Source organism: Acidovorax sp., from assembly GCF_046291265.1.
Classification (GTDB): Bacteria; Pseudomonadota; Gammaproteobacteria; order Burkholderiales; family Burkholderiaceae_C; genus Acidovorax.
This window is the reverse complement of record NZ_JBKBTV010000032.1, coordinates 1-13,173: the sequence shown is the minus strand read 5'-3', so window position 1 is coordinate 13,173 and position 13,173 is coordinate 1. Positions and strand designations below refer to the sequence as shown.

Genomic DNA, 13,173 nt, shown 5'->3' with positions numbered 1-13,173 from the left:
AGGTATGTAGACCGACTTGTCTACAATGGCCGAATGATCCCTGCGCCTCAGCCCCCGGGCTGGAAAGACCAGCCCGCCCGCGACCGCCTGCTGCACACTGCACACGCGCTGTTCTACCGCGACGGTATTCGCGCCACGGGCATTGACCGCGTGATCGCCGAATCGGGTGTCACCAAGGTCACGTTCTACCGGCATTTCCCCAGCAAGAACGACCTGGTGTGTGCGTACCTGGAGTATCGGCACACGCGCTGGATCGCGTGGTTTTCCGCGGCCTTGTTGCGCCATGGTGGTGCTCATGAAGATCCGGGCCAGCGACTGGCTGCGTTGCCCCCCGCGCTGGCCGAATGGCTGGGTCGCGACGACTATCGCGGTTGCGCTTTCATCAACGGAGTGACCGAGCTGGGGGGCACGTTGCCCGAGGTGGTTGAGATCGCCCGGCGGCACAAGCGTGACATGACGGATTTGTTGGCTGCGCTATTGCCGCCCGCCCCTGCGCGCGAGCCGGATGCACAGGCGCTGACCCTCGTGGTGGAAGGCGCCATCGTGCGGGTGCAGATGGGTGAGCCGCTCAAGGATGTGTTGGCCGGTGTGGAGCGGCTGCTGCGGGGGATCGCCGCGGTCCAGAGCTGCTGAGCAAGCGACGCAAGCAGCAGGAGGCGATCACCGCTTCAGCTTGGCGCCTTGTGTGGCGCCGTGGCTGGTGTCCAGGTCGTACCGCTTTTCGCGCTCGACGTGGTCTTGCACGATGCGTTGGCCCAGCGCGTTGGCACGGCGCTCCAGCGTGGCGCATTCGGTCTCGGCGGGCAGTTGCGCAATGCCTTCGTCCACTGCGCGTGCGGCGTCGCGCCCAAACTTTACGTGGCCTTGTTCATGCTGCTTCAGTGCGGGCAGATAGCGGTCGAACTCGGCCTGCTGGCTGGGCGTGGCGCGCTGCAGCTCGGGCAGTTGCAGCTCTACATGCAGCCTCGTGGTCACTGCGGTGATGGTGCAGCGCCCCGACGTCTCCCGCCACCAGCGAAACGTCCAGCGCACATTCCAGCGCGTGTAGCCATGAAACCGCTGTCCATTGACGGTGATGGGTGTGGCCGCGTTGATTGCCTGCAGCAGGGGCTCGTCAGCCCGAGCGTGCACCGCGTAAGGCTTGGCGAGCAACTCTTCCTGCACCGCCGCCAGCGCCGTGCTGGAGGCGACCAAGGCGGCTGCCACAACGCCCAGGCGCGCTGCGGGCGTCAGCGCTGCGCCCATCGTGGTCATTCGCCCCAGGGCAGCATCAGCGTCAGCAGCGACAGCTGGTTGAACTCGGGCGCAAACGCATCGATGATCAGCTGCGGCTCGGGGCACAGCGTGGTGTCGGTGATCACGCCAAACTGCACGCCGCCGCCATAGCTCAGGATAGACACGCCCAGGCCAATGTCGCCCGACTGCGGCACCCAGAACATGCACTGCGTGACGCGCGCGCCGCACAGCGTGAGCTGCTCCTTGGGGCCGGGCACGTTGGTCATCACCGCTGTGGTCTTGCGGCCGAACAGGTTGAGCAATGCGTCTTGTGCGGGCTTGATCATCAGGCCCGCCACCGCCAGCATCGCAAACGCCAGGATGGGTTGGGTGCTGCCCTTTAGGGCATTCATGCGCTTGCGCACCTCGTACACCCGCTCGACCGGGTTGGCAACGCCGATGGGCAGCACCAGCGGCACCAGGCCAAAGCGGTTGCCCAGCTTCCACGCCTCTTCCATAGGGCGCAGGTTGACCGGGATCATCGCGCGGATCTCCTGGCCCGTGGGGTCGTCGCCCTGGCTGCGCAAATATCCACCGATGGCGCCCGCCACGCACGACAGCAGCACATCGTTGATGGAGCAGTTGAGTGCCTTGCCTATCGCCTTGACTTCCTCCAGAGGAATGGGCGGACACCACGCCACACGCTTGGCGCTGCCCGGCTGGCCTTTGAGGCGCGTGGGAGAGTCGTCGGGCATCAGTGCCAGCGCAGCGGCATCGCTGACCAGTTGGTACGCCACCCGCGCCATGTCCATGGTGCCAGCCAGCCCATGGTGCATGGTTTTCTCGGGGTCGCTCAGCATCTTGAACGACTTGGCGGCACCGTCCCCGGCCAGATCCAGCGCCTTCACAGTCATGTCGGTAAAGGGCTTGATGAGCGCGTCTGCAATCCAGTCCTCGGCCGTGGCGGCCTGCTCGCGCTCCTTGCGGGTGCGCTTGGGCGGCTCGGCACCGCCGTCTACGATGGTCATGGTCACGGAAATCAGCGCAATGCCGTCGGCAATGCAGTGGTGGATGCGCACGATGAGCGCGCTGCCGGGCTGGCCGTCGTCGCCCACAAAATCTTCGATCAGGTGCATCTGCCACAGCGGGCGGCGCTTGTCCAAAGGCTGCATTGCCAGTTCGCCCACTCGGTCTTGCAGCGCGCGCTGCATGCTGCGGCCCGCAGTGACGGGCAGCGTTTCGCGCAGGATGTGGGCGGCGATGTCAAAGTTGCGGTCTTCGACCCAGGTGGCACCTGCGGCGTCTTCCACCACCCGCTGGCGAAATCTTGGGTACTGCAGCAAGCGCTGCTGCACGCGTTCGCACAGGTCCGCCCAGGAGACCCCGGGCGACAGCGTCCACACGCCGTTGATCATCATGAGGTTGCTCTGCGAGTCCATGCGCAGCCAGGCGGTATCCACCTTGCTCATGCGCTCACCCGACAGGCCCAGCATGCCGGTGGCCGCGCGCCGCATGTTCTTTTGCACCACAGTGGCGGCCTTGCGGGCGGCGGGGGGCAGGGCCTGGGCGGCTTTGCGCGCCACGTCGGGAGCCTGCGCGCGCACCTTGCGCAAGATGGGGGCGGCGCTTTCTGCGGCTGTAGCAGGGGGGGATGAAATGCGGGTCACCATCAGATGTACACCTGTTGTGGTTGTTTTTGGGGGCTTGCCTCTATGGATGGCGCTACTTGGCGTGGCGCGCAGCCCGTAAGATACAACGCCGCAATCCCTTGCTGACACCGTTCTTTCCCTCCCCCATCTTCTTTCGTTTTCCATCCAAGGAGCAACCGACATGGCCGATCTGAACGCCACCTTCGAAGCCGCTGTGGCCAATTCCAAGAACCTCAGCGAGCGTCCAGACAACGCCACGCTGCTCAAGATTTACGCGTTGTACAAGCAGGCCACCACGGGCGACAACGCCGAAAAGAAGCCCAGCTTCACCGACATGGTGGGCCGCGCCAAGTGGGACGCCTGGGAAAAACTCAAGGGCACCGAGGCCGATGCGGCCAAGCAGCAGTACATCGACCTGATCGCCGAACTGAGCTGATCCGACCGCTGCTGTGTGTCATCTGGCCGCAGTGCCAGACATCAAAAAAAAGGCGACCCAGGTCGCCTTTTTGCGTTGCAGCGCAGTGATCTCAACGGCTTGCGGCGCCCTGCGCCCAGCCCTTGGGCAACCCCGCTTCAGGCGTCATCCCATAGATCGGCTCGCCCGGCAGCCCCGCCTGCAGTGGCTGGCGCGCCGCCATCAGCCGGTCCAGGTGGACCCCCGTGGCAATTCCCATGGCCTCGAACATGAACACCAGGTCTTCGGTCACCACATTCCCTGACGCGCCCGGCGCATACGGGCAGCCACCCAGCCCGCCCAGTGATGCGTCAAACGTTCGCACACCCACGTCATAGGCTGCGAGGCAGTTGGCCAGGCCCAGTCCCCGGGTGTTGTGCATGTGGGCCGCGCCCGCGCGGGTGCCCAGCTCGGCCTGCAAGCGGGTAAACAGGCGTCGCACCTGGGCCGGGTTGGCCATTCCGGTAGTGTCCGACAGCCCCACCTCGTCAGCGCCCGCCTCGGCGCACTGGGCGGCCAGCCACAGCACCTCGTCCTCGGGCACCTGACCTTGCAGCGTGCAGCCAAACGCTGTGGACAAGCCCACCTCCACCAGCACGCCGGGCGCCACGTCGTTGCGCCACTGCGCCACCGCACGCAGCTCGTCCACCATGGCCTCGCGCGTCTTGCGCACGTTGGCCAGCGAATGCGCAGCACTGGCAGAAACCGGCAGCGTGACCTTGTGCACACCTGCCGCAATGGCTGCCTGGGCGCCGCGCAGGTTGGGGGCCAGCGCCATCACCGTGACGCCCGGGTGGGTGAGCGCGTGGCGCACCACCTCGGCCACGTCGGCCATCTGTGGCAACAGGCGCGCGGGCACAAACGAGCCCACCTCAATCTCGCGCAGGCCCGCGGCCACCAGCGCGTCAATCCACAAGAGCTTGTGGGCGGTGGGCATGGTGGCTTTTACCGACTGCAGGCCGTCGCGCGGGCCCACTTCGCTGATGAGCACCGCGTCCAGCGGCGCTGGGATGGGGTCTGCGACCATGGCGCTAGTGCAATGTTTCATGCTTGATGGCACCAACAAAAAGGATGGATTTTTGGCACTGGCAAGGCGCAAACCGGAGCGATACCGTGTGTATCGCGAGGATTTGCAACGCTGCCAGAGGCGAAAAGACGCCTTTTTATGTGCCAGATAGCGTTAAACACTGCACTAGTCCTTCCACACCACGGCACTGGCCACCCCGGCGCGTGTGGTGCGAAACTGGTTGGCAGGGTGCGCCAGGTCGGGCAGGCCGAATGAGATGCCACACACCACGTTGCGGTCGGCGCCAATGCCCAACACCTCGCGCAACACGCCCAGGTACGCCGCCAGCGCTGCCTGCGCGATGGAACCCACCCCGAGGCTGTGCGCCGCGAGCATGAAGCTCGACACATAGGCGCCACAGTCCACCGCGCCATACACACCCAGCGCCTCGTCGCTGGTGACGATGGCCACGTGCGGGGCGCCAAACATGGCGAAGTTTTGTGCCGCCTGCTGGGCCGACGCTTCGCGGTCGCCCTTGGCGATGCCCAGCGCTTCGTACAGACCGTAGCCGCATTCACGGCGGCGCTCCTGGTACACCCCGCGGTATTCGCGCGGCCACGGCAGGTCGGGGGTGGGTGCAGAGGCGGCCACATGCGCCTGCAGCGCGCTGCGCAGGCGTTCCAGGGTGTTGCCGCTGGCGATGTGCAACTGCCAGGGCTGAGCGTTGCACCAGGATGCGGTGCGCTGTGCCGTGGCCAGCATGCGTTCGATAGTGGTGCGGGGCAGGGGCTGGGGCAGAAAGGCGCGGCAGCTGTAGCGCGTGTGGAGCAGCTCCGACAGCGTGTGGAACGCCGCGCTGTCTGCCACAGCAGCGGGCGCTGGGGCCAGAGCGGGATGGAGCGGGGCGGTGCCGGGCGCTGTCATGGTGCGCCCGTTCACGCCTTCTTGGCTTTGGGCGCAGGCTTTGCCGCGGCCTTCTTCGGTTCGCTGTCGGCCGCCTTCTCGGCTTTGTCGGGTTTGTCTTTCTTCTTGGCTGCGCTGGTGGACGCAGCCTTTTTGGCGGCAGGGTGCGGGGCGTTCAGCAGCGCGTCCAACTGCTCGCCAATTTCGGATTCGATGCGGTCCTTGAACGCGCCAAACAGAAAACCCAGCTGCGCCTTCATCTCGAACTGGTGGGCATCCACCAGAAGTGTGCCTTTGACACCCGAGCGGCTGAACGTCAGCGTGTCTTCGGTGTCGCCTTCTTCGTAGGTGCACTCCATGTCGAACTTTTCTTCGGCCTTCTCGGCCCACGAGAACGCAATCTTGCGGGCTTCCTTGAAGCCCAGTTGGTGGTCGCGGTGGATGTGGATGTCTGGCACGGGGCGTCTCCTTAGGGCGTGTTCTTGGGTGGCAGCAATGCGCGCAGGGTGTCATGGCGCTGCGGCAGCGGTTGTTGGGTCAGCTGTCGCACCGCATCATAAAACCGGGGCCAGTCGCGGCGCTCGCGCTCGAACAGGGCTTCAAACGCGGGCACCAATTCGTCGTAGGCGGCCTGGGCGGCAAAACTGGCGTTGTTGGCCTTGGCCACCCAGCGGTCGTAGCCCGCCACTTGCGCGGTGCTCGCCTGGGGCGCGCTGCCGTTCTGTGGCTGCAGCCAGCGTGTGCGCAGTGCGGCATAGTCTGCGTGAAACTGTTGCATTGCTTCTGTTTTCATAGCTGCTAGCGCTTGTACATCAAGCGCTAGAGCCTCTTTTTGCTCATAAACCGTGGCCAGCCGTGCCCGCGTGGCCCGTGTCAGCGCGCGAAAGGCGCTGCGCCGCGCCTCGCTGGTGGCAAAGGCGTCGCGCGCCTCGGGCGTAGATTGTGTGGACAGCCACTGCGCAATGCCGATGCGCTCGACCGCCGTGGCAAAAGATTCGTTGAACAACGTGTCGTCTTTGGCGTAGACCACCTGGTGCGCCAGTTCGTGGAACAGCAGGCGCACAAAGTCGCCCTCAGGCCAGGCGATGAAGGTGGACAGCAGCGGATCGCCGCCCGCCCAGTTCATGTAGCCCAGCGTCGAATAGGCGGGCACGCCATACACCTCCACCTCCAGTCCCTGCGCGGCCAGCTCGGCTGCTTCGGCCTGCGCATCGGCCTCGGTGAAATAGCCGCGGTAGCCGATGCAGCCCGTGACCGGGAAACACCAGGTGTGCAACGTCAGCGCATACGGTGGCGCGGCCACCACGTTCCACACGGCGGCGGGGCGCTTCAGGTCGGCATAGCGGCGGTAGCTGGCGTTGTCGGGCAGGCCCAGTTCGGCCACCGCGAAGGCGCGGGCGCGCTGCGCCAGTTGCAGGCGCTCGCGCAATGCGGGCGGGATGTCGGTGCGGGCGATCCAGCGGTCAATGGGCTCGGCCGCGTGCATCAGCTGCATGTGGCCCCGCACCGACTGCCAGTAGTAGCCCAACGCGCTGGTGGGGCCGGTGGTGCTGGCGCAGCCCGCCAAGGCAAGGCTGATCGCAAGGGTGGACGAAGCCCGCAGGCGGGAGAAAGGCTGGCGCATACAGGCAGTTTATGGGCAGATGGTGCGCTGCGCCGTTCGCCTGTCAGCAGCCTGGCCGCGGCGGTTTCTAGAATGCACAGCATGACCGCAGAACCCCTTGCCAACCTACCCGATGGCCTGTTTGCCGACGACGCTGGGCGCCCACGCTGCACCTGGTGCCAAGCGACCCCCTTTTACCGCCAGTACCACGACAACGAATGGGGGTTCCCGGTCGCAGATGACCGGCGGTTGTTCGAAAAACTGTGCCTGGAGGGGTTTCAGTCGGGTCTGAGCTGGCTCACCATCCTGAACAAACGCGAAGGCTTTCGCGCCGCCTTTGCCAACTTCGACGCAGAAAAGGTCGCCGCGTTTGGCGAGCAGGACGTCGAGCGCATGGTGCAGGACGCCGCCATCGTGCGCCACCGCGGCAAGATCACCTCCACCATCAACAACGCGCAGCGCGTGCTGGAGCTAAAGCACGAGTTTGGTTCGCTGGCGCACTACGTATGGCGGTCTGAACCCGCTGCCGCAGACAGGCCCGAGCGCATCACGCGCGCGGTGGCTCGCACCTTGTCCACATCGCCCGCGTCCATCGCCATGTCCAAAGACCTCAAAAAACGCGGCTGGAGTTTTGTAGGCCCCACCACCGTGTATGCCTTCATGCAGGCGATGGGGCTGGTCAACGACCACCTCGAAGGCTGCCACTCGCGCGCCTTGGCGTTGAAAGCCCGGGCAGAGTTCGTGGTGCCATGAGGGGCGCGCAGCGTTGTTCAACTATGGAGTCGGCACCAATCCACTCGGAACCGTTCACGCTGAGCTTGTCGAAGCGCTGCGCGAGGCTTCGACAAGCTCAGCCCGAACGGGTGTTTTAAGTCCAAGGCTGGCGACTGAAATACCATGACAGGCCAGAGATCCATTCATCCATCCACCTCTCCCGCATGAAGCACATTTGCCCCCACTGCCAAAAGCCTGGCGTCAGCAATGCAGCACTTCGCTGGGCCACGCGAGAAAGCCCTGCGCAATGCAGTTATTGCACGGGGCTTTCTCATGTGTTGGCCAGCACCTCTGGCGGCATCGGCGTGTTCACCTGGATGACACTGATTGGCTGTCTGGTGCTGGGTGTGGTCTTGTCGTCCGGGTGGATTGTGGCGGCTGGGTTGTTGTTGATGGTCGTCGGCAATGTGTGGATGTGGCGCCGCTGCGAGTTGTTTCCCATCGAAAAACAGGCCGCGCAGGCTGCCAATCGCGCCAGCTGGGCCGCTACTTTTTTTGCTGCCGTCTTTGTCTTCTTCGGCTAACTGTGGAATGTGCGTGCGGGCCGCAGGGCCCACAACGCCCCCAGTGCCGCCACGCCCAGCAACGCAGTAAGCCACACGGCTGCAGCGCCCACGCCGTCCAGCAGCATGCCAAACAGCACCGGGGCAAAGGCCTGCGCTACCCGGGCGGGCACCATCATCAGCCCCTGGCGCGCGCCGTAGCCCGCGGGGCCGAACAACACCAGCGGCAGCGTGCCCTTGGCAATGGTCAGAATGCCGTTGCCCGCACCGTGCAGCACGGTAAACACCGCGGCGGCGGGCCCACCCACCACCAGCAAGATGACCGCGCCGACCGGATGGGCTGCCGCCGCCAGTTGTGCCGACAGCAAAGGATGCACACGGCGCAACAGGCCAAACTCCAGCAGACGCGCCACCACCTGCGCGGGGCCCACCAGCGCTGCCATCGCCACCGCAGCTTGCAGCGATGTGCCGCTGGCCTGCAGCAGCCGTGGCAAGTGCGCCGCCATGGCCGTGCTGGTGAACCAGGTGACGGCAAACACGAACGAAAGCAGCACGGTGGCGCGCAGTGGCTGGGTGGGCGGGGTGGAGCCTGCCGTTGACGGTGCTGCAGACGTTGCGGTGGCGGCGTTGGCGATGGGTGCAGCCGTTGCAGCCGCGGCCAGAGCATCATCCACCTGGGCTGCAGGGCGAACGCGCGGCAGCCATCCATTGAGTGGCACGCCCACCAGCAGATGCAGCGCTGCCCAGCCAAAACACGCGCCGCGCCAGCCCCATTGCACCTCCATCCAGGCCGACAGCGGCCAGCCCACGGTGCTCGCAAAGCCGGCAATCAGCGTGATGCCGGTGATGGCGCCGCGCGCGCCCTGCCCATACAGCCGCACCAGTGTGGCAAAAGCAGCCTCGTACAGGCCCGACCCCATGGCCACCCCCATCAGCACCCAGGCGGCAAACAGGCCCACCGGGCCTTGTGCCAGCGCCATCCCAGTCAGGGCCGCGGCAAACAACAGGTTGGTGCCCACCAGCACGGGCCGCCCGCCATGCTGGTCGATGGCTCGGCCTGCCAGCGGCCCGAGCAGCGCAGACACGATGAGCGCCACGGAAAACGCTGCAAACACCGTGGGCGTGGCCACCCCCAGGTCGCGCGCCATGGGCACGGCCAGCATGGCGGGCAGGTAGTAGGACGAGGCCCAGGCGAGCGTCTGCGCGGTGCCCAGGCGCGCCACGGCCCAGCGTTGTGAAGGGGCGGTCATGCCGTCGATGCTGGGGGCCGTAGAGGTTTCAGAATCCGCGACCTCCCGTCACCCGTTCGCCCTGAGCTTGTCGAAGGGCTCTCACTGATGTGCGCCCAGGCTTCGACAGGCTCAGCCCGAACGGTGGTGGGTGGGGTGAAGGGAGACGCTGTCACTCAACCGCCTTGGCCTGGTTCACCCGCCGCGACAGCGCTTCAGCGCTCTCCTTGCGCTCGCTGTAGCGGTCTACCAAGTAGGGCGCCACATCGCGCGTGAGCAGCGTGAACTTGAAAAGCTCTTCCACCACGTCCACCACCCGGTCGTAGTAGGCCGATGGTTTCATGCGGTCGTCGTTGCCAAACTCATGAAACGCTTTGGCCACCGACGACTGGTTGGGGATGGTGACCATGCGCATCCAGCGGCCCAGCACGCGCATCTGGTTGACGGCGTTGAACGACTGCGAGCCGCCGCTGACCTGCATCACCGCCAGCGTCTTGCCCTGCGTGGGGCGCACCGCGCCCACGGCGAGCGGGATCCAGTCGATCTGCGTTTTCATGATGCCGGTCATGGCGCCGTGGCGCTCGGGCGAGCACCACACCATGCCCTCGGCCCATTGGGCCAGGCTGCGCAGCTCCTGCACCTTGGGGTGGGTGTCGGGCGCGTCATCGGCCAGCGGCAGGCCGCTAGGGTTGAAGATGCGCACCTCGCCACCCATGGCGGTGAGCAGCCGCGCGGCCTCTTCGGTGACCAGGCGACTGAACGAGCGGGCGCGCAGCGATCCATACAGCAGCAAGAACCGCGGTGCATGGCTGCTGGGCTGTAGCGGCAGCAACTGCGCCACGTCGGGCACGCGAAACAGGTCGGCCTGTAGCTGGGGCAGGTCCACAAGAGACGGAGACGTTGGTGTCGGAAGCGTGGGTGGTGTGGGTAGTGCAAGAGGCTCAGACACGTTTCCCCTCCGCATCGACCACCGCCTCGCCGTCTTCCTTCGTAAACGCGCCTTGTTGCGGCGCTGGCAGAAGGTCCAGCACCACTTCAGAGGGGCGGCACAGCCGCGTGCCCAGCGGCGTGACCACGATGGGCCGGTTGATCAGGATGGGGTGCGCCAGCATGGCGTCGATGAGCTGCTCGTCCGTCACGCCGGGAGCGCCCAATTGCAGCTCGGTGAACACAGCCTCTTTGGCGCGCACGGCGTTGATCACCGGCTCGCCCGTGGCGGCAATCAGCGCTTGCAGTGTGGCGCGGTCGGGCGGCGTCTTCAGGTACTCGATCACCTCGGGCTCGATGCCGCTGTTGCGGATCATGGCCAGGGTGTTGCGGGACGTGCCGCATTGGGGGTTGTGATAGATGGTGACGTGCGGCATGGTGGGGTCAATGGGTCAGTCTTTGGGAAAGGGCTGCGGGGCCAGAACAGGCATGCTCAGGGTGCCATTTCCAGATGGTCCAGCAGCACAAAGTCTGCCCCCGGCGTGGGCTCGGCAAACAGGGCCAGGCTGTTGAACTGGAGGATCGGCAGGTCCGAGAAGAACTCTTGTGCAGCGTCCAGCACCAAGGCCTGTGTTGGCACATCCACCAGGTCGAGGCTGCCCGTGATCGGCAAGTGAAACCGGAACCCGCTGGGCTGCGGCGTCGGCCCGGCCGCGCGCAGGTCGGCAAGGTCTTCCGTATCGCCTCGTGGTGCTTCGACCAGCGGCTGCAACTGCGCCTCGCAGGCGGCAGCGGCCTGGTGGATCAACCCATTTGTGGCATGGGAGGCGGGTGGCACCAGCGCCAGCATGTCGCCGATGCGTTCCACCTGCAGCGGGGGCAACGCACAGGGTTTCAGGCTGTGCGCCAAGGCCTGCACGGTTTGGTGCAGCGTGATCCAGTCGGCGCCTGGTGCCAGCGCAAAAGGTGCCATGAGCGCTGCTCGCCAGCCCTGGCGGCGGGGCGCGGCCGTCAGGCGGACCAGGTCTTCGGCGGCAACGCCGTGGATGTCGAGTTGTGGCAAGGGCTGCAACAAGGCGGCGCAGCGTCCCAGCCAGTGGCTGCCAGCCAGCCAGCCCAGGCTGCCGGGGTTAGGCGCAAAACACACGGCATAGCGGTGCGCCGTTGTGGGTGGGCTGCTGATGGGCGGGCAGACCACAGGGGGCACGCGGCTCACAGGTCCTTGTCCGCCGTCATCCACCCCAGGTCCAGGGGGCGGTCTTCAAACTCGGTGTTGAGCACCACCGTGCTGGTGGTGCGCGCCACGCCCGCAATGGCCTTGATCTCGTAAATCACGTCTTCCAGCGCCCGCGCGTGGGTGGTGCGGATCTTGGCCAAAAAATCGTATTCGCCGGCCACGCTGTGCAGCTCTTCCACCTGGGGCATGGCACGCAGACGGGGCGCCACGTCGCGGCAATGAATGCCGCCGTCGTTGCGAATGGCCACAAACGCCGTGAAGTTCAACCCCACCCGCTCGGGAGCCACGCTGATCGAAAACCGGCGGATCACACCCTTGTCCAGCAGCTTCTTCACCCGCTCGTGCACCGCGGCGGTAGACAGGCCCACTTCAGCGCCCACATCGGCATACGAACGTCGGCCATCTGCCCCTAGGGCTGAAATAATTCTGGCGTCCATGTCATCTGTCTGAATATTTGCTTGCATAGCCGCCTGATTTTGGTAAAAATTCCGAAAACCTCGTGGTTTCCATAAATTATTCGGTAAGGTGAAGAATATGCCGGCAATTTTCAATGCGCAAGCCCGTGTGCACCGCCCCCTGGCGGTTGCCGTGGCCTTGTTGCTGGTCTATGTGGTGTGGGGCACCACGTACTTCGCCATTGGCATTGCGCTCCAAAGCATGCCGCCCCTGTTGATGAATGCCATCCGGTTTTTGTGCGCGGGCGGCGTGATGCTGTTGGTTGCCCTGTGGCAGGGGCACGCGCTGCCCACGGCGCTGCAGTGGCGCAACTCTGCGCTGGTGGGCGGGCTCATGGTGTTTCTGGCGATGAACTTCATCGGCTTTGCACAAAAGCTGGGCATTGGCTCGGGCCTGATGGCCACGGTGGTCACCACCATGCCCATGTGGCTGGCGCTGTGGTCGCGCTGGGGCGGCGAGCGCGTGCCGGTGACCAGTTGGGTCGGCTTGGCGCTGGGCGTGGTGGGCGCGCTGCTGCTGGCGCTGGAGGGCGATTTTTCGGCCACCTGGCTCGGTGCGTTGCTGGCCTTTGGTGCGCCCTTGGCCTGGAGTGTTGGGTCGTACGCATCGCGCAAGCTGTCGTTGCCAGCACCGGCCATGGCATCTGCGGCGCAGTGGTTTGCGGGTGGGGCCATGGGGCTGGTGGTTGCGTTGTGTTTTGAGCCGTTGAGTGCGCTGGGGCAGGTCAGTGCCAGGTCCTGGGCGGCGTGGATCTATCTGCTGGTGTTTGGCACGCTGGTGGCGCTCAATGCGTATTTGTGGTTGTTGCAGAACACGTCGGCTGCATTGGCGGGGAGTTATTCGTTTGTGAACCCGGCGGTGGCGTTGTTGGTGGGGGTGGCGCTGGGAGGGGAGTTGTTGACGGGGTGGGTGTTTGCGGCGTTGCCGCTGATTGGGGCGGCGCTGGGTTTTATCTTGTATGGAAAGGCGTTGCAGGGGTGGTGGTCGGGGCGGCGGGCTTCGGTGACGGGGTATCGCGCGGGCTAGGGCTTGGCGTTGGGGGTATTGAAGCTGTGTGCGCTTCTGTGGTCCGCTCGGGCTGAGCTTGTCGAAGCCTTGGCGTGCTGGTTGGGAAAGCATGCTTGTGTTGAGGGCGGAGGCCGGGAGTCGCCCGGCGAGCGAGTAACTTTCTTTCGCGTCGCCAAAAGAAAGTCACCAAAGAAAAGGCGACCCCCAGT

The 13,173-nt window shown here is 65.4% G+C and carries 16 protein-coding genes; 5 read left to right on the top strand and 11 right to left on the bottom strand.

All coding sequences use genetic code 11. The features are described 5' to 3' along the window. Positions 1-33 precede the first annotated feature (33 nt). Entirely contained in the window at positions 34-633 is a 600-nt protein-coding gene (locus ACK41V_RS13460) for a TetR/AcrR family transcriptional regulator (protein WP_409783104.1), read from the top strand. A 27-nt stretch (positions 634-660) separates the two neighbouring features. On the opposite strand, the gene ACK41V_RS13455 is transcribed toward ACK41V_RS13460, so the two are convergent. Both ACK41V_RS13455 and ACK41V_RS13450 read right to left on the bottom strand, forming a co-directional pair. Beyond that, positions 661-1,254, bottom strand: a complete 594-nt coding sequence (locus tag ACK41V_RS13455; RefSeq protein WP_409783103.1) for a DUF922 domain-containing Zn-dependent protease — start codon at positions 1,252-1,254, stop codon at positions 661-663. Beyond that, positions 1,251-2,885 (bottom strand): wax ester/triacylglycerol synthase family O-acyltransferase, encoded by a 1,635-nt coding sequence (locus tag ACK41V_RS13450; protein ID WP_409783102.1) that lies wholly within the window; start codon positions 2,883-2,885, stop codon positions 1,251-1,253. The genes ACK41V_RS13455 and ACK41V_RS13450 overlap by 4 nt, the downstream gene beginning before the upstream one ends. A 160-nt stretch (positions 2,886-3,045) precedes the next feature. Here ACK41V_RS13450 and ACK41V_RS13445 point away from each other — a divergent pair, with 160 nt between their 5' ends. Then, a complete protein-coding gene (locus tag ACK41V_RS13445) occupies positions 3,046-3,300 on the top strand; it encodes an acyl-CoA-binding protein (protein ID WP_409783101.1) in 255 nt (84 codons plus the stop codon). A 91-nt stretch (positions 3,301-3,391) separates the two neighbouring features. On the opposite strand, the gene ACK41V_RS13440 is transcribed toward ACK41V_RS13445, so the two are convergent. The 4 genes from ACK41V_RS13440 to ACK41V_RS13425 form a co-directional block, all read right to left on the bottom strand. Then, the gene (locus ACK41V_RS13440; protein WP_409783100.1) at positions 3,392-4,366 is read right to left on the bottom strand and encodes a hydroxymethylglutaryl-CoA lyase; all 975 of its coding nucleotides are present in this window, start codon (positions 4,364-4,366) and stop codon (positions 3,392-3,394) included. Positions 4,367-4,510: 144 nt separating this feature from the next. Continuing rightward, positions 4,511-5,248, bottom strand: a complete 738-nt coding sequence (locus ACK41V_RS13435; protein WP_409783138.1) for a nitroreductase — start codon at positions 5,246-5,248, stop codon at positions 4,511-4,513. Positions 5,249-5,259: 11 nt separating this feature from the next. Continuing rightward, positions 5,260-5,685 (bottom strand): polyhydroxyalkanoic acid system family protein, encoded by a 426-nt coding sequence (locus ACK41V_RS13430; protein WP_409783099.1) that lies wholly within the window; start codon positions 5,683-5,685, stop codon positions 5,260-5,262. 11 nt (positions 5,686-5,696) lie between these two features. Beyond that, positions 5,697-6,851, bottom strand: a complete 1,155-nt coding sequence (locus tag ACK41V_RS13425) for an aminopeptidase (RefSeq protein WP_409783098.1) — start codon at positions 6,849-6,851, stop codon at positions 5,697-5,699. 72 nt (positions 6,852-6,923) lie between these two features. Here ACK41V_RS13425 and ACK41V_RS13420 point away from each other — a divergent pair, with 72 nt between their 5' ends. Continuing rightward, the gene (locus ACK41V_RS13420) at positions 6,924-7,583 is read left to right on the top strand and encodes a DNA-3-methyladenine glycosylase I (RefSeq protein ID WP_409783097.1); all 660 of its coding nucleotides are present in this window, start codon (positions 6,924-6,926) and stop codon (positions 7,581-7,583) included. Positions 7,584-7,882: 299 nt separating this feature from the next. Then, on the top strand, positions 7,883-8,128 hold the full coding sequence (locus tag ACK41V_RS13415; protein ID WP_409783096.1) for a hypothetical protein: 246 nt from the start codon (positions 7,883-7,885) through the stop codon (positions 8,126-8,128). Here the strand turns inward: ACK41V_RS13415 and ACK41V_RS13410 are convergent. The 5 genes from ACK41V_RS13410 to ACK41V_RS13390 all read right to left on the bottom strand — a co-directional run bounded on the left by ACK41V_RS13410 (position 8,125) and on the right by ACK41V_RS13390 (position 11,937). Then, on the bottom strand, positions 8,125-9,357 hold the full coding sequence (locus ACK41V_RS13410; RefSeq protein WP_409783095.1) for an MFS transporter: 1,233 nt from the start codon (positions 9,355-9,357) through the stop codon (positions 8,125-8,127). The genes ACK41V_RS13415 and ACK41V_RS13410 overlap by 4 nt on opposite strands. A 151-nt stretch (positions 9,358-9,508) precedes the next feature. Beyond that, entirely contained in the window at positions 9,509-10,285 is a 777-nt protein-coding gene (gene arsH, locus ACK41V_RS13405) for an arsenical resistance protein ArsH (protein ID WP_409783094.1), read from the bottom strand. After that, the gene (arsC, locus tag ACK41V_RS13400) at positions 10,278-10,700 is read right to left on the bottom strand and encodes an arsenate reductase (glutaredoxin) (RefSeq protein WP_409783093.1); all 423 of its coding nucleotides are present in this window, start codon (positions 10,698-10,700) and stop codon (positions 10,278-10,280) included. The genes arsH and arsC overlap by 8 nt, the downstream gene beginning before the upstream one ends. A gap of 56 nt (positions 10,701-10,756) precedes the next feature. After that, positions 10,757-11,479 carry a DUF1045 domain-containing protein gene (locus tag ACK41V_RS13395; RefSeq protein ID WP_409783092.1) on the bottom strand — a complete coding sequence of 241 codons (723 nt, stop codon included), beginning with the start codon at positions 11,477-11,479 and terminating at the stop codon, positions 10,757-10,759. Continuing rightward, entirely contained in the window at positions 11,476-11,937 is a 462-nt protein-coding gene (locus tag ACK41V_RS13390) for an Lrp/AsnC family transcriptional regulator (protein ID WP_409783091.1), read from the bottom strand. Before ACK41V_RS13390 ends, ACK41V_RS13395 begins: the two co-directional genes overlap by 4 nt. 97 nt (positions 11,938-12,034) lie before the next feature. On the opposite strand from ACK41V_RS13390, the gene ACK41V_RS13385 reads away from it, so the two are divergent. Continuing rightward, entirely contained in the window at positions 12,035-12,982 is a 948-nt protein-coding gene (locus ACK41V_RS13385; protein ID WP_409783090.1) for an EamA family transporter, read from the top strand. The last annotated feature ends 191 nt before the right edge of the window (positions 12,983-13,173 follow it).